This window comes from Bradyrhizobium sp. USDA 10063 (genome assembly GCF_054063735.1).
The window spans coordinates 2,888,828-2,909,481 of record NZ_JBSSGP010000002.1; the positions used below are offsets into that span (position 1 = coordinate 2,888,828).

18 protein-coding genes and 3 pseudogenes are annotated in these 20,654 nt (G+C 60.2%); 3 read left to right on the top strand and 18 right to left on the bottom strand.

The features are described from left to right. Positions 1 to 237 precede the first annotated feature (237 nt). Both ACVJGD_RS16060 and ACVJGD_RS16065 read right to left on the bottom strand, forming a co-directional pair. Positions 238 to 1,764, bottom strand: coding sequence for a benzoate-CoA ligase family protein (locus tag ACVJGD_RS16060; RefSeq protein WP_456635249.1), 1,527 nt, complete (start codon positions 1,762 to 1,764; stop codon positions 238 to 240). 17 nt (positions 1,765 to 1,781) lie between these two features. Then, a complete protein-coding gene (locus tag ACVJGD_RS16065; protein ID WP_456635250.1) occupies positions 1,782 to 2,771 on the bottom strand; it encodes an SDR family NAD(P)-dependent oxidoreductase in 990 nt (329 codons plus the stop codon). A 246-nt stretch (positions 2,772 to 3,017) separates the two neighbouring features. Between ACVJGD_RS16065 and ACVJGD_RS16070 the strand changes: the two genes are divergently transcribed. After that, a complete protein-coding gene (locus ACVJGD_RS16070; protein ID WP_456635251.1) occupies positions 3,018 to 3,647 on the top strand; it encodes a hypothetical protein in 630 nt (209 codons plus the stop codon). Positions 3,648 to 3,766: 119 nt separating this feature from the next. On the opposite strand, the gene ACVJGD_RS16075 is transcribed toward ACVJGD_RS16070, so the two are convergent. The 5 genes from ACVJGD_RS16075 to ACVJGD_RS16095 form a co-directional block, all read right to left on the bottom strand. After that, positions 3,767 to 5,491, bottom strand: a complete 1,725-nt coding sequence (locus ACVJGD_RS16075; RefSeq protein WP_456635252.1) for a GMC family oxidoreductase — start codon at positions 5,489 to 5,491, stop codon at positions 3,767 to 3,769. A 160-nt stretch (positions 5,492 to 5,651) separates the two neighbouring features. Further along, on the bottom strand, positions 5,652 to 6,011 hold the full coding sequence (locus ACVJGD_RS16080; protein WP_456635253.1) for a hypothetical protein: 360 nt from the start codon (positions 6,009 to 6,011) through the stop codon (positions 5,652 to 5,654). 241 nt (positions 6,012 to 6,252) lie between these two features. After that, the gene (locus ACVJGD_RS16085) at positions 6,253 to 7,185 is read right to left on the bottom strand and encodes a helix-turn-helix domain-containing protein (protein ID WP_456635254.1); all 933 of its coding nucleotides are present in this window, start codon (positions 7,183 to 7,185) and stop codon (positions 6,253 to 6,255) included. A 377-nt stretch (positions 7,186 to 7,562) separates the two neighbouring features. After that, complete coding sequence (locus ACVJGD_RS16090; RefSeq protein WP_456635255.1) at positions 7,563 to 9,167, bottom strand: GMC family oxidoreductase; 1,605 nt, start codon at positions 9,165 to 9,167, stop codon at positions 7,563 to 7,565. A gap of 98 nt (positions 9,168 to 9,265) precedes the next feature. Further along, entirely contained in the window at positions 9,266 to 9,826 is a 561-nt protein-coding gene (locus tag ACVJGD_RS16095) for a class I SAM-dependent methyltransferase (protein ID WP_456635256.1), read from the bottom strand. Positions 9,827 to 10,431: 605 nt separating this feature from the next. On the opposite strand from ACVJGD_RS16095, the gene ACVJGD_RS16100 reads away from it, so the two are divergent. Together ACVJGD_RS16100 and ACVJGD_RS16105 are read left to right on the top strand one after the other, a co-directional pair. After that, a complete protein-coding gene (locus ACVJGD_RS16100) occupies positions 10,432 to 11,286 on the top strand; it encodes an enoyl-CoA hydratase/isomerase family protein (protein WP_456635257.1) in 855 nt (284 codons plus the stop codon). A gap of 328 nt (positions 11,287 to 11,614) precedes the next feature. After that, positions 11,615 to 13,258 (top strand): flavin-containing monooxygenase, encoded by a 1,644-nt coding sequence (locus tag ACVJGD_RS16105; protein ID WP_456635258.1) that lies wholly within the window; start codon positions 11,615 to 11,617, stop codon positions 13,256 to 13,258. Positions 13,259 to 13,370: 112 nt separating this feature from the next. Here the strand turns inward: ACVJGD_RS16105 and ACVJGD_RS16110 are convergent, their stop codons facing one another. The 11 genes and pseudogenes from ACVJGD_RS16110 to gvpJ all read right to left on the bottom strand — a co-directional run bounded on the left by ACVJGD_RS16110 (position 13,371) and on the right by gvpJ (position 20,411). Next, a complete protein-coding gene (locus tag ACVJGD_RS16110) occupies positions 13,371 to 14,141 on the bottom strand; it encodes an anti-sigma factor family protein (protein WP_456635259.1) in 771 nt (256 codons plus the stop codon). Further along, positions 14,138 to 14,670: pseudogene (locus tag ACVJGD_RS16115) on the bottom strand (sigma-70 family RNA polymerase sigma factor). Before ACVJGD_RS16115 ends, ACVJGD_RS16110 begins: the two are co-directional and overlap by 4 nt. 40 nt (positions 14,671 to 14,710) lie before the next feature. Then, positions 14,711 to 16,128 (bottom strand): annotated as a pseudogene (locus ACVJGD_RS16120) (YncE family protein). A gap of 47 nt (positions 16,129 to 16,175) precedes the next feature. Continuing rightward, a pseudogene (locus ACVJGD_RS16125) lies at positions 16,176 to 16,703 on the bottom strand (DUF305 domain-containing protein). Positions 16,704 to 17,533: 830 nt separating this feature from the next. After that, positions 17,534 to 17,788, bottom strand: a complete 255-nt coding sequence (locus tag ACVJGD_RS16130; protein ID WP_456635260.1) for a gas vesicle protein K — start codon at positions 17,786 to 17,788, stop codon at positions 17,534 to 17,536. Positions 17,789 to 17,835: 47 nt separating this feature from the next. Then, entirely contained in the window at positions 17,836 to 18,033 is a 198-nt protein-coding gene (locus ACVJGD_RS16135; RefSeq protein ID WP_456635261.1) for a gas vesicle protein, read from the bottom strand. Further along, a complete protein-coding gene (locus ACVJGD_RS16140) occupies positions 18,030 to 18,815 on the bottom strand; it encodes a GvpL/GvpF family gas vesicle protein (protein WP_456635262.1) in 786 nt (261 codons plus the stop codon). The genes ACVJGD_RS16135 and ACVJGD_RS16140 overlap by 4 nt, the downstream gene beginning before the upstream one ends. Continuing rightward, positions 18,812 to 19,135: a gas vesicle protein gene (locus tag ACVJGD_RS16145; protein ID WP_456635263.1), complete on the bottom strand. Its 324-nt coding sequence runs from the start codon at positions 19,133 to 19,135 to the stop codon at positions 18,812 to 18,814. The genes ACVJGD_RS16140 and ACVJGD_RS16145 overlap by 4 nt, the downstream gene beginning before the upstream one ends. Beyond that, positions 19,132 to 19,362: a gas vesicle protein GvpG gene (locus ACVJGD_RS16150; protein WP_456635264.1), complete on the bottom strand. Its 231-nt coding sequence runs from the start codon at positions 19,360 to 19,362 to the stop codon at positions 19,132 to 19,134. Before ACVJGD_RS16150 ends, ACVJGD_RS16145 begins: the two co-directional genes overlap by 4 nt. Before the next feature lie 27 nt (positions 19,363 to 19,389). Then, positions 19,390 to 20,124: a GvpL/GvpF family gas vesicle protein gene (locus tag ACVJGD_RS16155; RefSeq protein ID WP_456635265.1), complete on the bottom strand. Its 735-nt coding sequence runs from the start codon at positions 20,122 to 20,124 to the stop codon at positions 19,390 to 19,392. A 20-nt stretch (positions 20,125 to 20,144) separates the two neighbouring features. Beyond that, the gene (gene gvpJ / locus ACVJGD_RS16160) at positions 20,145 to 20,411 is read right to left on the bottom strand and encodes a gas vesicle protein GvpJ (RefSeq protein ID WP_051379207.1); all 267 of its coding nucleotides are present in this window, start codon (positions 20,409 to 20,411) and stop codon (positions 20,145 to 20,147) included. Positions 20,412 to 20,654: the final 243 nt, after the last annotated feature.

Consider the following 20,654-nt stretch of genomic DNA (forward strand, 5'->3'; position numbering starts at 1 on the left):
CAGCTCTGTTCATGGCAAAGAGTCGCGCTGGCCGTTTGTAACGACGGACGAGTATCGCGAAGCTCTCTGGTGGCATCCGCGATATGAGTCACGCCGCGGCAGCAAGTCTTATGATATTCGGCCTTTTCACAAACGAATTGAGAAAATCGGACATCGCTCTCGAGGGATGAGGGTATCTAGCGAGCGCGGCCGAAATGCCGACCACTGTTTTTCAATCGATTGGTGCTCGAAGCAGACTTAACTGCGCAACTTGAAGCGCTCAATTTTCCCAGTCGCCGTCCGCGGCAGTCGATCGACAAAATCGATCATGTGCGGGTATTGATAGCGCTCAAGATGGCTCTTGCACCACTCCCGCAACTCATCCGACAGTTCGATAGAACCGACATGGCCTGGAGCGAGGACAATCCATGCCCGCATACGCGTCAATCCATCCGCGCTCAAACCTACGACCGCAGCCTCGCTTACCGCTGAATGTTCCAACAGAACGTTCTCGACCTGAAGCGGAGACACCCATTCGCCGCCGATCTTGATCATGTCGTCCGCACGGCCCTCATACCAGTAGAAGCCATCCTCGTCCAAGCGGTAGCGATCCCCAGTCGCCACCCACGATCCGATCATCACCTGTTGCGTCTTCTCTCTTTGCCGCCAATAGCCGAGGCTCGAACTTTGACCACGCACCTGCAACAGGCCGACATTGCCCTCCCTGAGGGGTATGCCATCTTCGTCGACCAGACGAAGCTCGTACCCCGGCACCGGTCTGCCGCTTGATCCTGGCTTCACGGCTCCAGGCGTGTTGGAGCAAAAAATATGGAGCATCTCCGTTGAGCCAATGCCGTCCATGATCTCCAGACCGAACGCATCGTGCCAACGATGCCAGATCTCGGGTGACAACGGCTCGGCGGCGGAGAGGCAGCGCCGTACCGAACCAAGATTGGCCGATGCGGAGGCGGGATCATCGACCATGGCTTTATAGATCGCCGGGACCAGAAACAGTAGCGATGGCTTGTGACGATCGATCGTCTCCAGGAGCCCGGCGGGCGTCGGCCGCTGCGGATAGAGAACCGACGTCGCGCCGGCCCAGGCCGGGAACGTCAGCCCACCACCGAGGCCGTAGGCGTGAAAAAGCGCCCGTGCAAAGCATACGTCGTTCTCGGTGATCCTCAGAGTCTGGCTGGCGTATGTTTCGCAGGTCGCCGGGATGTCCTGGTGCGCATGAATGATTGCCTTGGGTCGGCCGGTCGATCCGCTGCTGTACAGCCAGAACGCCATGTCGTCCCGGTGGGTATTGGCGGGCGCGAGCGTATCATCCTCAGCGGTCAAGAGTTCATCGATGGAGACAACACGGCCTGCAGTGGCAGCGGGCGCGATGATGGTCACCGAAGGGATATCCATGAGGGAGCGTGCGACCTTCTCAAGGCAGGTCCCGTCCGTCACCACGATCGAAGAGCCGGCATCTGAAACAAAATGCCGATAAGCATCCTCCTGGAAAAGGGGATTGAGCAGGCACGGAACGGCACCGATCCGCAAAGCGCCCCAAAAGGCCACCGCAAGAATTGGACTATCGCCGAGGATCAGCATCACCGGTTCGCCAGGGCGAACACCCAAATGAAGCAGCGCTCGTCCCATTCGGGACACGCGCGCCACAAGCTCACCGTAGCAGATCCGTTCATCGCCGCAGACGATTGCCGTCTTGGTCGTCCGGCCGGCGGTCAAGTTGCTGTCGAGTATCGTGCTGACATTGTAGCGATCGGGGACCACGGTCATCTATGGCCTCCTCTTGACTAGAGTTCCCGTAACCGCAGGGTGAGCGAATCTGCGCTCTGGATCGCCTCTGCCCGCGCCGCAAGTGCTGCCAGATCGTCGAACACGGTCAGATAGCGGCCCGATAGAAGGTCTCCCTGTCCCATTGCCAGCGCTGTAATGAAATCGGCTGCGCGCTTGGGCGAAACGGCGCGGTCCGCCGCAATCTCGCTACGCACCCATTCAATCGCGCGTCCCGTCGGTGAGCCAGGCTCCGCCTCCATTCCGGCCGCCTTCGCGCTGAGCCCAATCGGCAAAAGTCCTGGATGAAACGCAAAGACCGTCACGCAATGCAGCCGGAGCTCAGCGCCCAAATTCTCGGTAAGCTTGACAACCGCCGCCTTGGAGACCGAATAGGCCGAGCAAGTTGGCCAGCGGAAAACTCCGGCATTGCTCACAATATTGATGATGCGTCCGCTATTGCGAGAAATCATGCCGGGTAGCACGGCACGACTGCATAGGAAGGTCCCGCCGATATGGACCTCCATCGTACGCCACCACTCGCCCGGATCGGCGTCCCATAGGTTTGCGATCGGGCCCCAGACCCCGGCGTTGTTGATCAGAAGATCTATGCGACCGAACTTTTGTTCTATCTGAGAGATACCGGCATCGACTGCCTGACGATCAATCACATCAACGATAACTGATGTTACCCGACCTCCCGCAGCCGAAATGTCGGCCACGGTCCCGGCGAGATCATTGGGCGATCGCCCCATCACTGCGACAATAGCGCCCGCAGCAGCGAGAGATTGCGCAAAAACTTTTCCGATGCCTCGCCCGCCCCCTGTCACTACGACAACCTGATCGCGCAACGGCTCAGTGCCGGCTCGCCGCGTCAGGGACGTCCGTTTAGCGCGATCGACATTGGATAGCTCGCCCGGCGGACTGGCGCCTCGACGGGGCGCAGCTTCTTCTGCGCTCTTTCTTGCGGCGGCTGCGTCAAGCCGGCGACGCTTCGGGTGACCGGTCATGTCTGTTGGTCCTTTCCAATGTGCCAAGCCCTAGCGCACACACGCGTTGCTCGATTGGAGATTTCCGACATACCGCGCCATTCACGCCAAGGTGAACCTGGGCGCTCGCTCCGACCGCTGAGAAAGCGAGTCCGATTTCTTCAATCAACCCGGCAACAAGCTGCACATTATGAGTCCATCGCACGCGTCCATCGTTAGCCGTCACCGTCATCGCCCGTTGACACCAACCGAAGCCGAGGCCTTGTTATGAACTTTTCAATTGATCAAGTCGACGCGCTGCGTCCGGAGCTGTCTCAAACGAGGCGTGAAACGCCGACCGACATACCCCAGTCATTTGACGCGCAAGCGCCTAGCCGCCCCAGCAAGCAGCCAACACGGTATCAGCGGGAGAGATCGGCGGCTCGATCTGACCGCAACGCCTCGCGGCTCCGACGACTGGAAGGCACAGCGGCGGCTTTCCTCTTTTCCGGCCTCGCTCCATCGTTCCTAATGACAGTGATTTGGCATGACGCGAGGCTTGCCGCTTTGGTGTTTGCGTTCACCGCGATCATTTCGCTCAGCCATACGGTTATACTGGGCTTGCCAATCTATCTGATCTGTCTGTGGCGGAGATGGGTAAACGTCGGGTCCTGCGTGTTCCTGGGCGGCATGATCGGCGCGGTACCCACCGGCCTTCTCACCTTTCAAGCGCAACGTCTTGGATTTCACGCAGGTCCAGGAATGGACGGCCTATGGACCATCGCCGACAACGCGCTTAGATCCGCCGCCTGGGTAAGTTACATCAAGCCTCTGATGTACTGCGGATCGCTTGGAGCCCTCGCGGGGTTGGTTTTCTGGACCGCTTTGACGTGCTCCGGTGTTCTTGATCGACAATAGTGGCTAACGGCGTCTTCTGAGCCAACCGCTTGCCCGCCGCGTTATAGCAGAATGGAATTCGATCTGCTACGCGCCGATCGGCCCGCCTTCCGGCACGAACGACCTAGATCGAAGCCCTTTCACCCTGGTTGAGAATCACCGGCACCCTGGTTGAGAATCACCGGTTGGTTGGAGACGACGGGCGCACGCACGCGTCGAATCATATCGGAGGCCTTTTCGGCCATCATGATAACGCATGCGTTGATGTGCCCGGATATGATGGTCGGCATGGCCGACGCATCAACGACCCGAAGTGACGTCACACCGAGTACCGACAGCTTGCTGTCAACGACCCTCCCGATCCCGCACGTTCCGCAGGGATGGTTCGCCGTCACCGCCGTATTTCGAATCCACTGTTCAAGATCGCGCTCGGACCGCATGCAGGACGGTCCGACCGGTCTGCCTGCCATAGAAGCGACCGATGGTCGTGCAGCCAATTCGAGCCCAATTTCTACTCCGCGCAGCAGTGCCGCGAGATCATCCGGGTGCTGCAAAAAGCAGTTGCGAATAATTGGCGCATCAAATGGATCGGCCGATCTCAGCAACACTTCACCGCGGCTCTTCGGATGAAGCAATGTTGGACGAATCGCGAAGCCATCTTCAAATGGAGGGCGAAAGCCCGGAAACCAGAGATATGCCTGCGCGGAGATTGCTCGAAACATGAATTCGATGTCCGGCACGTCGAGCGAAGGAAGAGTCTTAATAAATGCGAAGAGATAGTTCGGGAGGACTGTCCCCGCTCCAGTTCCGAACAAGTAGGCGCGAACCATGGCCAGAACGGCTCGGTCGAAACGCATCATCCCGTGGAACGAGCCCGGCGTGGCGCGGCTCCAGCTGAACCACGCAGCCAGGTGATCTTGCAAGCACTGACCGACAGGCAGGTCGATGAGCGTCTTGATGCCCAAGTCAGTCAAGTGTTTCGTCGGGCCGATACCCGAGAGCAAAAGAAGTTGCGGTGTGTGATAGGCGCCAGCGCACAGTATGACTTCTTGATCTGCCGCGGCGTACAGGCTTCGTGCACCACTGACATATTGCACGCCTACCGCACGCCTGCCCTCGAGAACGACCTGAGTTGCTCGAGCGCGAGTCCGAAGTGTCAGATTTGATCGCTTCAGCGCTGGTCGGAGATAGGCCACAGCAGCTGAGTCTCGGCGGCCCCTCCAGATCGTGTTTTGGATTACCCCGAACCCTTCATGGCTTGCTCCATTGAAGTCCTCGGTGACTATAAAGCCAAGCTCGCGCGCGGCCAAAAGCCAGGCCTGGAACAGCGGATCGGTGGAGCGCGCAAATTCAACATGAATCGGTCCGGATCCTCCGCGCCAAGCGCTCTCACCGTTCTGCCAGGTCTCACATCGCTTGAAGTAGGGAAGAACATCGTTATACGACCATCCCTCCGCACCGTCGCGAGCCCAGCGATCGTAGTCGCCACGATCGCCGCGTATGAACGCCATCACATTGATGGAATGGGATCCGCCCAAGACCTTGCCGCGCATCAAGGGGATTGCTCTGCCGTTGAGCCCTGCATCTGGTTCAGCGATCAGACCCCAGTCATAGATCCGGTGCTGATGAAGCTTTCCCAATCCGATCGGAATTCGAACCAACGGATTTCGGTCGTAACCTCCGGCTTCCAGTAGGAGAACGGTCGATTTGCCATCCTCCGAAAGCCGATCGGCGAGAACGCACCCGGCTGAGCCCGCACCGATAATGATGTAGTCATACGATCGTGCCATCGACTGCTCTCCCATTTCATTGTGCGTCGACAGCAGGCTGCAGCGACCTTGCGCATTCTTCGAGCGGATCCGCATCAAGAATCCGATGTCGGCTTATGCTCATCCGCGATGCGAAAGATGTATTGAAGAAAACGGTCCAGTGCCGCGGACTATGGTTTGCGTGTCTCCATATCCACGCGCCTCAATGCCCAGTTCGAGAGTTAGGCGTTCGATCGTGACTTGCACGGGTTAACGTCTATGACTGGTTCGATGACACACCCAACTCCTGTCGCGTGAAGGCATCGTAAAGAAGGGTGGACGCCACAAAGAACAGCGTGTGGGCGCACGCAAACCACACGATTCCTGCGATGGTGAGGTCTCTGCTTCCGGCAAAACCTTCGCCGAGTATCGGCAGCACAATCGCTGCATTCGCAAGCCACACGAGCAACGCATATATGAACCCACGCATCCATGGCGACCCCGGCAGCCGACGATCCAACGCATAGACGTAGAACATCGTCATAAGTAGTCCGACACCAACATGAAATCCGAACTGGAAGACTGAATCAGTTGGTGGACAGATGATCCCTCCAGTCAAGACCACGAGCAGTCGCAACAGGCCTCCATGCGCGGTTGGCAGATGCACCAAATCTGCGGAGGCCAGGACCGCGGAGTTCAAAAGGATTGCTATTGTACCTGCTGCAAGTGCTGCGTAGAAGCGAGAGGCTCGTCTTTCCGTGATCATTCGTCCATGCCCCGATTGACTAGCGACTCGTCGATAAACCTCTGTGCACTAACCGGTCTGCTGGCAGGTACCTGCATTGGTCATTTTGGAACGGTATTGATTATTCGGCCAGTCACCACAGGAAGTAGTCGTGCGAAATGAGACCACCGTCGTTCAGCACATTCATCTCATGACATAGTTCCACCGACGCGGGCATCAGTGCGCGTTTGGGCGAGACGCCGAGGACTGCGTTGAAATCGCCGATCATGTGGGCCTGATCTGCGAATCCACATCTATAAGCAATATCAGCCCAACAAGATCCACCATTCCGGGAAGCCAGGACTTTTTCAATTCTCGCAAGACGCGCGAAGTGTTTTGGATTTACGCCGAACGTGGCTTGAAACTTGCGTAGCAGTTGTCGTTCGCTGACGTCCAGCTTGGCAGCCAGCCGTCGAATCTGTAACGAGGGGTTGCTGCGCAGGCATGCTGCCGCCTGACATACGACAGCATCGGGCTCGCGGGGACATCCGTGAGCACACAGAAAGCGTGCTACCGTGCAGACCCTTTCGTAGCTGGACGGCGCCTCTGAAACCATGTCCTCAAGCTGCATGATTTTCTGAGCGCCAAAAACGTCGCGGAGATCGATTTTAGCATCCGCAAAGCATTGCAGGCATTCGCCGACGAGGAATGCGACGGCTTCTGGCTTAAGCCGCACGATGACTGCACCGAGCGGACCAGGAGGACGTATCGTGCAGACGCCGGTCTCCACGGTAGTCATCACGTGCCGGTATCGCCGATGTCGATCGCTGGCTGTGCCGAACTTGCGGAAGGACCGCATCGATTCACGGTATTGGACGATGAGATACGGTCTCGTGCCGGGCAATACTTTGATTGCAAGTGCTCGAGCCAAGTCTGCGTCCGGAAAATCCCAGTCCACGATTTCCTCGACGAGGTTCGTGAGAACCGGGAAACATTCACGGATGTTGATTGTCTGACTCGGGCAGACGGCGATCCCGTTTCCGCTGCATTTGCCCAGTGTCAGCTGCGATATACATTCCTGGTCCATTTGGTGACCCTTGGAGGACTCATATCAGCTTGCGCTTGCACGGATGCGAACCATCCGTGCTGGCGCTATTCGAACATCTCGAGATCACTTCACCGACTTCTGCATGGGGCCAAACCGCCCCCGCCTAGCCCTTTACGTAGGAGCGTGCCTTCACGGATGCCACTAAATTGCGTGTTAGAGTGTGAAGGGCACGGACACACAGCGCGGAACGAAGCCGCTCGATCGCGACTATCGGCTCGCGCCAAGATGATCTGACGTCAGAATTCGTGAGGACGGCAGCCAGGCAACAGGCCTGCGGTCCTCGCACTGGGCGCACAGGCAACGGTTACGATTGTAACGTGATCCTGGGCATGATTCGGAAAAGTCGAAACCGGTGTCTAAAAATCGTGATCCGCTTTGATCAGCTCCGACGCCTTCTCACCGATGACGACACATGGGGCCATGATATTGCCGCTGGTGATGTGAGGCATGATCGATGCATCGGCAATTCGCAGCTTGTTGATGCCGTAAACCTTCAGCTTGTTGTCCACGACTGACATTGGGTCTCGTCCCATCTTCGCAGTGCATGACTGGTGCCAATAGCTCACAGCCGAATTGCGCACAAAGGCCTCCATTTGTTGTTTGTCCAGCCTGCCAGGCAGCACCTCCCGCTTCACCAGCTTGTTGAACGCCGCCGAGTTACCCAGCTCACGACACAAGGCTATACTCTCGATAGCCACCTTGAGATCATCCGGGTGCGAGAGCGTGTTCGCCTCGATCACAACGCGATCCGATGCATGCGGGCCGGAAAGACGTACCGCTCCCCGGCTCCTTGGGTGAGCCAAGCCGGCAGCCATGGTCCAGCCGTGAGCGGGCATATCTGAAGTGGCGGTCTCCGCACTGGCAACGGGAAACTCAACCTGGCAGCAAAACATGTCAGGCAAGTCGATTTCCGGCTCGCTCTTCCAGTATAGCGTCGCTTCGGAACCTCCGTTACCGATAGGCTGAGGTTCTCGATACTCAAAGATGCATGTGAACGCGACATGATCCTGGTGATTCCGACCGACACCAGGAAGATGCTGGACGACATTGATACCATGGCGGCGCAGCTCGTCTTCCGGACCGACACCGGATTGCATCAAGAGCTTGGGCGTGTTGATCGCGCCGAGCGAGAGAACAACCTCGCGACTCGCGAGAAACCGACGGCGCTTCGAGTCCTGCTCGACTTCGACGCCGATGACCGACCGGCCATAAAAAAGTAGCTTACAGACCAACGCATTGGACAGCACGGTAAGATTTGGCTGCCGGATGAGCGGCCAGACATATGATCTGAAAATTGACGATCGGCGACCGTCACGTACGATCAGGTCACTGATCGCCGCGCCTCCGCGTCCCTCCATCATCTCTCCGTTCGGAGACTCAAACGTTGGCAAGCCCATGGATGCTGCAGCCGCGACCATCGCGCGCGCAACCGGCTGCGGGTTTACAGCGGACTGAACGTGCAGAGGCCCGCCGACACCTCGCCGCGATGGATCCTTTATGCCCTGCCAGTCCTCGATGCGGCGGTAGATTCCGAGAATGGATTCATAGCCCCAGTTCGTGTCATTGGCTTCCGCCGCGAAATCATCCCAGTCGCCCCTGTGCCCCCTCGCCCAGACCATGACGTTGACGCTGGATCCTCCACCGAGCACCTTACCCATATTGAGCGGAATTGATCTGCCGTTCAAATGTGGATTCGGTTGCGCCGTGAACTGCCAGTCTCGTTCCGAACCAAGATTCGATGGCCATTGAGAGGGAATCATGACCGAAGGAACGTCGTCCGTGCCTCCCGCCTCGATCAGCAACACCCGTACATCTGGATTGGCCGCCAAGCGCGCCGCTACCACCGAGCCGGAAGATCCTGATCCGCACACAATGAAATCGTAGTGCTCGCCAGCCTGTTCCAGGCGCATAGTCAAAGCGCTTTTGGCTGGTCCACCTTGCTGATTGGAAATCATCGTCATCCTCTGTGATCGGGATGCCCCTCATGCCGTTTTCCTGGAACTGGTTCAGAAACCCTCTCGGCGGTGCCCTCGCGCGGGTTACGCCTCAGAACCATGCCTTAGCGTGAGTGGGTGACGCTGATCTCGAACGCACCATCGCACCTTCTCGCTCGCCCCTTTCCCTGATCTGGCTTGCCAGACGCGAGTATGATCGCGCCGTCAGGACGAAGATAATTGGAGAGCCAGTCGAACATTGCGGCCGCGTCACGGGAACGGATAAGATCAGGTCGGACGATGACGGCATCGAACGCTTGATCGGCGACGAACGCTTCGATATCGATGCAAACAAATCTCATCCAGTAACATTGACCAGCCATCGTTGCTCGCCTTTGAGCTAGATCGATGGCCTCCGCTGACGAGTCGAGACCGACGACTAGACCAGAGGGACCGACCAGCTTGGCTGTCAAAAGAGATGTATCGCCAGTCCCACATCCGAGATCGAGGACACGCATTCCGCGTACGACGCCGGACCGCTCCAGGACCTCTTTCGTGACATCCAGCACGGATACAATTCGTCGCGCAAGCGGTATCCCTTGTCGCGTTTCGCGCAGAGCATGAGAAGCATCGTTCGTGGTGCTTACCGTCATCTTCGCGGCGATTCTCTTGTGCAGTTCACGCATTGCGACCTCGTCCCGCTAGAGTCATTCGTTTGCATTGTTTGGCTCCTGCGAGCCTATCAAAGTCCCGCGAAGTCGAGCTGATCCTCAAAGGAACGTCATTCGAGACTGCCAACAGCGCGAACGCGCCTGGCACCGCGACTATTTTACGCATTATCCGCCTCCAGATTTCCGCCGTCTCCTGCCGAGGGCAGGCCGATGGCACCATCGTCTGCACTAACAATACGAGTGCAGCGGGTGATTAATTGTAGAAATCGGACTCGCGTCTTCGCTTGGTGTTCTAAACGCACGAGAGCAAGGTTGAAGGCTGACTCCATCGCCGCTTTGGATAACCGTCGTCGAGATGGCGCGCGGGGTAGCGACCCATGTTGTCCATGCGATCAAAGGGATGGATGGCGCAGCATCGTGGACCACAGATCCACTCAGGAGTCCCTTCGCCTTTCCTCAGCCGTGGGACGGCCACCCGAGCCAGCCAAGTTCACATCAGTCGGAGTCATTGGATGAACTCGAGAGCTGGACGGTAACGCTGTTGCGATTGGCGCGAGCGCGCGATGCGTCCCATCTTCCTCGCCGAGGGCTCGGCTTTTTTGCCGCCCGTGTGGTGAACAATGGAAGATGGAGCGATGCCGAAGACTTCCCAATTCGTGGTCTCGCAAGAGACGCCCGCTGCGTGGCGCTTGACGTTCCGCAATCCGCCGATGAACTTGCTCGATCCGGATACGATCGAAGAATTGCTTCAGCTCAGTGCTGCAATGCAGGCGGATAAGCAACTCAAGATCGTCGTGTTCGAAAGCGCGGACCCTGACTACTTTATCGCTCATTATGATATGAGCCGAGCACGTGAGGTTGCAGAGAAATCTGGCGCGCCGGCCTGGATCGAGTTCACCACGCGGCTCGCACAAATGCCGGTGATCAGTGTCGCGTCCATACGCGGCCGCGCCCGCGGCGCTGGCAACGAGTTTGCGCTGGCCTGCGATCTGCGTTTCGCAAGCCTGGAGAAGGCGATCTTTTGCCAGCCCGAGGTTGCGGTGGGTCTCGTGCCAGGCGGCGGGTCGATAGAAAGGCTGCCGCCGTTGCTCGGGCGGGCTCGCGCGCTCGAGGTATTGCTCGGCTGCGAGGATATCGACGCCGCGACTGCGGAACGTTACGGCATGGTGAACCGGGCGCTTCCCGATGCCGAGTTGGATGCGTTCGTGGCCAATCTCGTGCGCCGCATCGCATCCTTCGATCGACAGGCACTGGGTGCGGTCAAGCGCCTGGTCAATCGCGATATCCTCCCCCCGCCAGAGGCGATCGCGGAGAGTCTGGACAGTTTCCGCCAATCCATGACTTGGGAAGGCTGGAAGCGCCGCGCGGTCCCGCTGATCCAGCGTGGCATATCGAAGCCGGGCGATTTTGAACTGCGCTTGGGACATCACGTGGGCGAACTCATGCCTCCGGGCCCAGATGTCGGTACAGCGTGAAGAATTTTTCGCGCATCTCCTCAAGGTCGCCGAAAGGATGCGCCTGCAGTGCCTTATCAGCGAAACGAGGGAGCGGGCGGACCGAAGGGTTCTGCGCTGCCGCGGCACTGCGTTCTGCTCGGGCGGTTTGACCGTCCAGTGTCCATTTTCTCCAAGATGCCAGCGCCGGAGCGCTCTAACGTCGACAGGTCCCCGTGTGGCGACGACAAACCGCGCGGAAGCAGGAGCCCAAGGATATTTCCGACGCGCGCCAGTGTGGCGGCCCGCCAGGGGCCCGACATGAAGGAGGGCGGAAGGTCCGGCCTTCAGAAAGCTAGAGGAGACGAAAATGGGTCAGACTGCAACCAGTTCCAATGAAGGTGCTCGCGCATCAGAGACGGCGGAATTCGATGCCGTTGTCATCGGCGCCGGCATCGCAGGTCTCTATCAACTCTATCTGCTGAGAGAGCAAGGTCTGAAGGTCAAGGCGATCGAGACGGCCTCAGGTGTCGGTGGCACCTGGTATTGGAATCGCTACCCGGGCGCGCGCCTCGATTCCGAGAGTTATATCTACCAATATTTCTTCTGTGAGGAGCTCTACAGGCGGTGGAGCTGGAGCGAGAAATTCGCCAGCCAACCGGAAATCGAACGTTGGCTCAACTATGTGGCGGACCGGCTCGATCTTCGCAAGGACATTCAGTTCAGTACGACGGTCCAGCGAGCCCACTTCAACGAGGACACCGAAAGCTGGCTGGTCATGACAGACAACGGCGATGTGCTTGACAGCCAATTTGTCGTGAGCTGCTGCGGCCCGCTCTCTGCTCCCCTCACCTCGATATTTCCCGGTCAGGAAACATTCAACGGCCAACTGTTCCACACAGCGCGTTGGCCGGAGGAACCAATCGATTTTACCGGCAAGCGCGTCGGCGTCGTTGGCACCGGCGCGACCGGCATTCAGGTCATTCAGGCAATCGCCGACGAGGTCGATCATCTCAAGGTGTTCATCCGTACACCGCAGTACATGATCCCGATGAAGAATCCGCAATATACCGAGGCAGATACGAAAGCCTACAAATCGAAGTTTGAGTTTTTGAAGGAGCGTTTACCGAACACCTTTTCCGGATTTGAATACAGGGCAGAGCAGACGTGGGCGGCGCTGACGCCTGCGCAGCGCTGCGAAGTGATCGAAACCTGTTGGAACGACGGCTCCCTGAGGCTGTGGGTTGCATCCTTCTTTGAACTTCTCACGGATGAAGAAGTGAGCGGCGCCATTTCCGAATTCGTGCGCGAAAAGATGCGCGAACGTCTGATCGACCCACATCTGATCGAGCTGCTGATTCCGAACGATTACGGATTCGGCACTCGCAGGGTGCCATTGGAGCAGAATCTTCTCGAAGTTTTCCATCGTCCCAACGTCGAGATCGTCAGCGTCAAGGCCAACAGGATCGAACGCGTGACGCCCATCGGCATCCAGACGGCTGACGGGACGAACCACGAGCTCGACATCATCATCTTGGCCACCGGATTCGACGCGGGGACGGGCGCGCTAACACGGATCGATATCCGCGGCCGCGACGGACGGTCACTAAAGGAGGAATGGAGCAGAGACATTCGCAGCACCATGGGCTTGCAGATCCACGGCTATCCAAATCTCTTCACGACCGGCGCGCCGCTCGCCCCCTCTGGTGCATTCTGCAACATGACCACGTGCCTGCAACAACAGGTCGAGTGGATAACCGAGTGCATCATGTACATGCGCGGGAACAATCTAAGGGTCAGCGAGCCGACAAAATCCGCGGAAGACGAGTGGGTGGCGCATCATGATGAGATCGCGAATATGACGCTCTTCAAGAAGACGAATTCGTGGTACCTGGGCTCGAACGTTCAGGGCAAACCGCGGCGTCTCATCGGATACGCGGGTGGCGTCGGCAGCTATCGTCAAAAATGCGATGCGGTCGCTGCGAGCGGCTATCAGGGCTTTAAGATGCATTGACCGCGACGCGCAGAACGAAGCGGTCATGGTCGACCTCCTGCATAGGCTTGAGAACATAGGGCCGCGGCACGGTAAACCTCCAGAGAGCCCGCCTCGATTATCTGGGACCGCTTCAGATCGAGCGCGCCTGCCGGCGGACCTCATTCGCGACCTGCCTCAAAGACTCCGCCGGCGCCTGGCCGACCAGACTGTAGCCGATGCCGCCGTCCCCCCAAACAAAGCCGGAGGTCCCGCTGTTCGAGTGGGCGGTTATTGGCGCATTCTGGTCGGCTTTGCTCATAGGGCGCGTCAGCATGACAATTCGGCTGCCGTGGTCATCGTCATACATGAACATCGCTGCCGGCCCATGCGCGGTGGCGACCAGGCGTCCCCCCATCAGCCGGTAGCCCGAATTCGCCAGATCCGGGACCTTGACCGGCTGGCTGAGCCGGCTGGAGACCCATTGTGCGAGTTGGGCCCCGTCGGATGCGCGCATCTCCACCGGACGCACGTGGTCCGGCGCGTAAACATTGTAGGAATAAGCCGCTTCCTGCGCGAACGCCGTAAGACCGCCCGGAGAGTCTTGCAACGCGCCACGCATGACCCAGCCACTGATGCCGCCGGTGCTGAGCAGCAACATCGCCGCGATCGCCCACCAGACCGGTGCAAGCGGCCGCCTGCGGCTCTCGATGATGCGCGACAGGTTCAGTTCCGCCGGCACGGGTTCGTCGGCGATCGGCGCGAGCGCCGCACGCAGCCACTCGCGCTGGTCGGCAAAAGCGGTAATGCGCTTGGCGACGTCCGGATGTTCAACCAGGTAGGAGGCGATTTCCGCCTGACGCTCCGGTTCGAGCACATCATCCACATAGGCGTGGAGATCACCTTCCGTGATCGGCCGATTCATTTCAGCCTCCGCATTTCGACCACATTGCCTGTTGCACCGGCGCCACCGTCGAGCTCTTGCTGCAGTTTTTCGCGCGCCCGCGACAGGCGCGACATCACCGTGCCAACCGGAACGTCCAACACCTTCGCCGCCTCGGCGTAGGAAAGGTCCTCGACCGCAACCAGCAGCAACACGCTGCGCTGCTCTTCAGGCAGTCTTGCAAGCTTGTTGAGTACATCCTGGTAGATAAGCCGATGCTCCTGCGAGGCAGCCCCGCCGAACTCGCTTTCGCCCGCCTCCTCGATCGGCACGTGCCTGCCGCGCGAGGCCACCTGACGGAACTGATCGGCCGCGAGGTTGTGCAGGATTGTGAACAGCCAAGCGCGCACGCTGCCGTTGCGCCGCTGGTGCCAGCGGCTGACGGTGCGCTCCAGGCAGTCCTGCACCAAATCGTCGGCGCTTGCGCGGTTGCGCGGTTGCGCGTGAGCGCCCGGGCATAGCGGCGGAGCGCGGGGACGAGCGGCTCGACCTGAACCATCATATCCTTCATCACGCGCTCCGCCTGCCGTCCGTTCCGGTTAAAGTGAACGTCATCGGGTCTCGATCTGAACCGCCTCGCCTGGCATCGCCGCGTCGCCAGATGCGATGACCAGGTATCCCTTGTCGGCCTTGGTCGCCTGATCAACGATCTGCCTGATCGGACCAGCGGCGTTGACGATAGCCGATCCGGCCGGATTGGTCATGAAGGCGGCGAGCGGCTGCAAGGGTCCGCTGCCGTCCTCATGTTCGGTGAGCGCCAGCACGTATTTCTGCTTGGGCTGAAGCCCCGTCACCGAGGCTTGCAAGATCTGGATCAGACCCTGGTCGAACAGCGAGACGCTGGTCGGTGCCTTGCTCTCCTTCGGCCCGCCTTTCGACGCCAGCGCGAGATGTGCAACCTGCCCCGCAACGCCGAGCGGCTGGAGATTCTGCCGGTCATCAGGGTTGAGTGCAGCGTTCGGAACGTAGGCGATGGCCTGAGGCGCCTGCCCGATCGGAACGTTGGCGACCACGGTATTAGTCGCGATATCGATGGCCGCCAGCGCATCGGCATTCTCAAGTCCGACATAGATGCGCGAGCCGTCGCCGAAACGGCCACACGCCATGCGGAAGATTGCCGACCGGGATGGTCGCGACATCGGAGAAATCATCCGTGCGGAACACCTTGACCTCGTTCAGGCCTCCGACCGTGATATAGGCGAATGTGCCCTTTGCGGTGTGGGCGAAGTTCACGTGATTGGTGATCGGACCGGTGTCGATCGTCTTGATCGGATTGAACGGCGGCTCCCGTTGAACACCTGCGTCTTGCCGATATCCTTCAGCGTGAACCAGACCTGGTCACCGTCCGGCGTCACTGCGATGTTTGGACAGAACGGGCTCTCCTGCTTGACCTTCGCGATGATCTTGTGCTCGGCCACCGACACGACGTCAGTTTCCGGATTGAAGGACGAACAGATGTAGCCGTACCTGCCGTCAGGCGAGAATATCTGCATGCCCGGGCCGTTGGAGTCGTGATGCGCGTCTTCTCTTCAAAGCTCTTGGCATCGATCACGGAGATATAGTTCTCGCCGCGCACCGTCACCCACACCTCCTTGCCGTCGGGCGTATAGAAGGCTTCATGTGGCGAGCGGCCGATATAGGTCACGTGCTTGACGGCGTCGGTCGCCGTGTCGATGAAGGTCACCGAATTCGAACCGATCGAAACCACGGCAAGCGTGCGATGATCAGGCGAGTACCCCATGCCGTGGACCAGGACCTGGCCCTTGTAGAGCGGGCTGAAATTGACAGGCTGCGGATCGCCCAGCCGGATCACGCCGAGCAGCTTGTTGTCGACCGGGTCCGTAACCGACACCGTGTTCGAGAACTGCTCCGCTGCGTAGACGCGATCATGATGACTGATCGGAATATCGGGCGATGACAGCGCCCCCGGCGCCTGCCCGGCCCATGCACCAGAACTCGTCGCCAGCATCGTGGCCGCTAGGAAAAAATGTCTTCCAGCTCTTCATGTCTCAACTCCTAGTGCTTCATGGCGCCGGGCATGTCCATCTGCATGCCCGAATGGTGGTGATCATTTGCAGCCCCGGTGGACTGCTGGGTCGGCGCCGGCGTGGTATCCGTCGCTGGCTCCCCGATCGCGAGTTACATGGCCGCGATCTCCTGCATCTGGTCGACGATGATTTCCTGGGCAATGCGCCGAAGCTGCTCGTTCTTGCCGTAGCGCAATTCGATCACGGCCATGTCGATGGCGCCCCGATGATGCGGGTTCATCATGGCGACGAAGTCGCGGTCGACATCGCCGGTCGGCTTCGCCGCCATGTCGCTCATCATCTTCGCCATCGCGACTTCGTTCTCTTTCAAGAGCGCAGTTTCATCGGCGCTGAGCGCCGCAGGCGGACCGGCCGGGTGGGATTCGTGCGCGAACACCAGCGGCGGCATGGCGAAGGCGATCAAAACCCGTGCGCCAACCAGCGCCGCAGTGAGGCCGGGTCTGCGAAATCGATCGACGAATGTTGCCCAGAGGCGGCGGAATGCCGAACCGTACATGCTGAACTCCCATGCTGGTTGCGTGGAGGTGTGACGCAAGAGCGGCAGCTCTATTCCGTCCGACCGTCAGGATTTTCGTTTCCGACCAAAGGCCTTCGAGAAAACCAAATCAAAACAATGACAAGGCGCACCATTCGGTCTGATCACGTAATCGTCAGCGCATCGGAACGCCGCTTCAGGGACAATTAATGGCCCGCTTCCGCCCCATCCGCGAGTCAAAGGCAGAACCCGACGCGCGCATGGTGCGTGAGTCGCCCAGGACGACAAGAATATCCCATAGTCCGGCTCGCCCTCTCTGAGCGCCCGACAGCGGTGTACCTGGTCAATGTCCTGCGGTGTGACCTTGATCTCACCATATTGGCGAGCCAGCCGTATCGTGCCGTAGACCAGCATGGCTGACGGACTCGCTGGCGATCACACGAAAAAGCCAGTGTTTGGGACTCTCTCCGCAAAAAATAGCGCGAATAGCAGCGCGTTCTCAGCGCCTTACGAAATCGAGTCGTTCTCAAAACGAAAAACGGGGTAATCGAGTCGTTCTTAAAGTCAAAATCGAGTCGTTCTCAAAATGCGGCGTCGAACGATTTCAAAGCGATAACCGAGTCGCTCTCAAAGTGGCCCCACATCGCCGCCGCTGCCCGCGAGCTGCGGCCGGGCCAGCCAACCCCAACCGAAATATCGAAAACAACCCCATGCAAAGTAGCCGGCCGGCGCGGCCAAAGCGGGCTTCGAGTGACATTGACACGTCGGGCAAATCAGGGGCACGACGCTACGATCGAGCACCAGAAGCGCCTGGCCTCGTTGCACATCGCTTTGCCGTAGATTGAGGGAACTCAACGCGGAAGCAGCGGACCGAGAGGTCCCAGGTCGATATTCAAGTCCTCGGCGGCGAGCCCGAAGTGCTCCCGCAGGCGCGATATGCGGTTGTCTAGAAGCATCAGCGTCATGCCGACGCGCTCCTCCTCCGCTTCGGTCAAGCCGCCCTCGTCGAGACGACGAAGCGCCTGTCGCTCCATGAGCTGACGCAGCAACTCCACGACGGTGAGCACCAGGCGTGCCAGATCTCGTTCGACGGTGTCGGGCGCCATCGAAATGCGCCGGCGCGGCCCCGGCTGATGTCCAGCGACGCCGGCGCTCACTGGTCTCGCCCCGCTGCACCAGATCGCGTGGTCCGTCCGAGCGACGTGATCAGAGCGCGAAGCGAGATCTGCACCATGTCGATGTCGGCGATCGCCAGCGTGATGTCTCCGGCCAGGACGATGCCACCCGCCAGGAGCCGGTCGAGCAGGTCGACAAGCGCGATCTCTCGGGCCGGGAACGCGGCGGGGCTCACGTGCGCTCCTCGCTGTCGGCGAACGAATAGGGCGGCCAGGGACCCGTGACCTCGAGCGTCACGTGCGGGTTTTCGGCGCCCAACCGCTGTGCACGGGCGGCGAACTCTTCGGCGCGCCCGGCATCCACCAGGTAGGCTGCGTTGAATACATTTTCGCCCGGAGCAGCGGACATCTCGGCGCCTTGCGTTCGGTGTTGGCGACGATCGACGGCAAGCCCGGCGAGAACGGCGTCCATCTGCTCGGCCGCAGTGCTTGCGCACCGCCACGCGTGCTGGCGCCGATCGCGCTGCTCGCGGCGGTTGCGCAGGTAGTCCCTGCCGGCGCGCGCCGATCCGGACCCGCCTGTTTTCTCAGCCATGGACATGACGTCGGCAGATGCGCGCGCGTGCTGCACGTAGATTTTCACCCCCACCTCCACGCGGCCCGCGAGTCGATCCAGCGTCTCGCGCAAGCGCCGGTACTCCCGGCGTAGCAACTGCGCAACGCGGTCGTCGGTGCGGTGAACGGTCGCGAGGCGGAACGGCAGCGTTGGTGTGCACGCGGCAACCGTCGCCACGACCCTGTGGTGCGCACGTGCGATCACCTCCAGCTCCGCCAGCGTCTCCAGCCTGGCTCGCAGCGCGGTCTCGTCGGCGGCGGCAGGTGCAAGCGGACTGACCACGGCGACCAGGTCTTGGTGGCGGACCAGGTGGATCGCGGCGCCGTCGACGCCGACGAGGCCGGCCGCCTGCGTTGGATTGAACGGGCGCGCGACCGCGTATGTATAGCTCGCCGTGCTCATCGCCGTGCCTCCAGAGTGGCGGTTTCCAGCGCCCTGATCTGCTTGCGCAACCGCGCGTTCTCTGCCGCGAGCTGCCGCGGCCGAGGCTGGGAAAGCGCCGGATCGCGCTCCCACCAGTCGATCCCCATCGCCTTGGCCTTGTCCACCGACGCGACCAACAGCCGGAGCTTGATGGTTAGAAGCTCGATGTCGAGCAGATTGATCTTGATGTCGCCGGCGATGATCAGCCCCTTGTCCAGAACCCGCTCCAGAATGTCGGCCAGGTTCGGCGAAGCACCCTGGCGTCCGTGCCACTCCATCATGCGATCAGATTCCATCATGCGATCATTCCTCGCTTTCGTCCCTCGTCCAGCCGGTCGAGGATCTCGTCCTCGCGTCGATCGAATTCCTCGGCATCGATCAACCCTTCATCCAGTTGCCGCGAAAGCTCGGCCAGCTCGCGCCGGATGGCTGCCGGCGCCGCAATGCTGTTCGGCAGCGGCGTCGACCACCCGGTCGATGGTCCACAGCGCGAAGCGAGCCGGCGCGAGCGGCAGCAACAAGACATGCGACAGGAGTCCCACCGCCACGGCCCTCACACGTACGCTTCGTTGCCGACGAAGCTGTAAGGCGGCAAGGGCCCGTACAACTCGACGCTTGCGTAGCCGGGCAGCTCGCGGCGCAGCGGCGACAGGGCGCCGTCGAAGTCCGCCCGGGCGCCGGACGCCACCAGGAACGATACGTTGACGAAGCAACCGTCGACCGGCGGGCCTCGACGTATCTGCGCGGCATGTGGTTGCAGGCGGGCGATAACCTGGCCCGCGTCACGCGCGCGCCGCTCCGCAACGACGGCGGCCACGTGCTCGCCGAACGCCACTTTGTCCTGGTGGCGGCCGCCGTCTGCGGCGCGAAGTGCGTGATTCCGCGCGCGCAACTCGTCGTTCTGAAGCAAGACGTCGCGGAGAAGAGCTTCCTCCGCATGAACGCCTTTGACGTTGAGCTCGACATGGCCATCGATCCGGGACAGCAGCTCGCCATAGCGACGCGCCCCCGATCGAAGCTCCGTCTGCACGGCCTGGTCGTCGGGCGCGACCATCCCGAACCGCATCGGCAGCACGGTGCCGGCCGCGTAGATCCGTCCGATGACCGCATCGTGCTTCACCAGATCGCGCCGCTTCGCGCGCAAGTTCTCCGGCGCGTCGCTAACCACCGCGACGAGATCCTGCTCGCGCACGAGCCGGAGGGCGGGAGCGTGCTCCCCCACCCCCACCGCCCCTTCGAGCGGTAGTGGATGGGAGGCACGCGTGACACAGTAGACGTAGCTGCTCATCAGTGATCCTTTCCGTTGCGTCAGCCGATTTCCGTGCGTGCCCGGCCGGGTAGCTCGAGCGGCAGCGCGCCGTCGGGCAGCGAGCGGCCGATCCGGGGGCTGCTGCCGGTGAGATCGAGGCGGCCACACACCTCGGCGAAGCGCAGGTAAGCATCGACGCCGGCCACGACGACCCGCGCATCGATGGTGACCACCTCGAGGCCGATCACCGACACACGCACGAACACGTCGATGACCAGCCCGCGGTCCAGGATCAATTCAACGACTTTGTACAGCTCGCCCGACAATCTGCCACCGTTGGCTTGAGGCGTTTGAGTCATTGCTATTGCAGTCATACGGTTTGCTCCTTCCGGAAAACACGATCTGTCCTTCCGGAAACTGATACGCGCATAGCTTCGCATTAGTTTCAGAACGAGAACGTAAGCCGCGGCGCGTCGCGCTGCCGCATGCGCTCGCCGCCAATTTTCACTGTCGGCGCAAAGGGTTTCCGTGGGGCCTTACTGCCGAGGCAGGCATAACGCGGCGCTTCG

Excerpts from the sequence above, each read along its gene's own strand:
- ACVJGD_RS16060 (WP_456635249.1), bottom strand. The coding sequence starts at position 1,764 with ATGACCGTGGTCCCCGATCGCTACAATGTCAGCACGATACTCGACAGC.
- ACVJGD_RS16065 (WP_456635250.1), bottom strand. The coding sequence starts at position 2,771 with ATGACCGGTCACCCGAAGCGTCGCCGGCTTGACGCAGCCGCCGCAAGA.
- ACVJGD_RS16070 (WP_456635251.1), top strand. The coding sequence starts at position 3,018 with ATGAACTTTTCAATTGATCAAGTCGACGCGCTGCGTCCGGAGCTGTCT.
- ACVJGD_RS16075 (WP_456635252.1), bottom strand. The coding sequence starts at position 5,491 with ATGCGGATCCGCTCGAAGAATGCGCAAGGTCGCTGCAGCCTGCTGTCG.
- ACVJGD_RS16085 (WP_456635254.1), bottom strand. The coding sequence starts at position 7,185 with ATGGACCAGGAATGTATATCGCAGCTGACACTGGGCAAATGCAGCGGA.
- ACVJGD_RS16090 (WP_456635255.1), bottom strand. The coding sequence starts at position 9,167 with ATGACGATGATTTCCAATCAGCAAGGTGGACCAGCCAAAAGCGCTTTG.
- ACVJGD_RS16095 (WP_456635256.1), bottom strand. The coding sequence starts at position 9,826 with ATGCGTGAACTGCACAAGAGAATCGCCGCGAAGATGACGGTAAGCACC.
- ACVJGD_RS16100 (WP_456635257.1), top strand. The coding sequence starts at position 10,432 with ATGGAAGATGGAGCGATGCCGAAGACTTCCCAATTCGTGGTCTCGCAA.
- ACVJGD_RS16105 (WP_456635258.1), top strand. The coding sequence starts at position 11,615 with ATGGGTCAGACTGCAACCAGTTCCAATGAAGGTGCTCGCGCATCAGAG.
- ACVJGD_RS16110 (WP_456635259.1), bottom strand. The coding sequence starts at position 14,141 with ATGAATCGGCCGATCACGGAAGGTGATCTCCACGCCTATGTGGATGAT.
- ACVJGD_RS16130 (WP_456635260.1), bottom strand. The coding sequence starts at position 17,788 with ATGGCGCCCGACACCGTCGAACGAGATCTGGCACGCCTGGTGCTCACC.
- ACVJGD_RS16140 (WP_456635262.1), bottom strand. The coding sequence starts at position 18,815 with ATGAGCACGGCGAGCTATACATACGCGGTCGCGCGCCCGTTCAATCCA.
- ACVJGD_RS16145 (WP_456635263.1), bottom strand. The coding sequence starts at position 19,135 with ATGATGGAATCTGATCGCATGATGGAGTGGCACGGACGCCAGGGTGCT.
- ACVJGD_RS16150 (WP_456635264.1), bottom strand. The coding sequence starts at position 19,362 with ATGTCTTGTTGCTGCCGCTCGCGCCGGCTCGCTTCGCGCTGTGGACCA.
- ACVJGD_RS16155 (WP_456635265.1), bottom strand. The coding sequence starts at position 20,124 with ATGAGCAGCTACGTCTACTGTGTCACGCGTGCCTCCCATCCACTACCG.